Below are 232 nucleotides of genomic sequence, written 5' to 3' on the forward strand. Positions count from 1 at the left end.
GCCATTGGCCAGTTCGACAGATGCAATTTTTTCGAGCTTGTACGTCTTATTGACGCGCGAACCGGGTTCGACGGCGACCAAGTCTTCAGTGGTTACATATACCGGCACGACCGAACGGGCTTGCCCCGGGCGACTCCCAGCGTTGTAAACGAGCGTCACCGTTTCCCCCGTCCCCGCGACTGAACGCAGCAGTTCAAGTAGTGATGCCATGTGATGCAGCCGATCCCAATTG

1 protein-coding gene is annotated in these 232 nt (G+C 56.9%); it reads right to left on the bottom strand.

Features of this window, described 5'->3' with window-relative positions; genetic code table 11:
* The coding region (locus ACTFO6_RS20025) for a hypothetical protein (protein ID WP_439936021.1) at positions 1-232 on the bottom strand (232 nt) is incomplete at both ends.

This window comes from Pelomicrobium sp. G1 (assembly GCF_051905455.1).
In the GTDB taxonomy this organism is placed as follows: domain Bacteria; phylum Pseudomonadota; class Gammaproteobacteria; order Burkholderiales; family UBA6910; genus Pelomicrobium.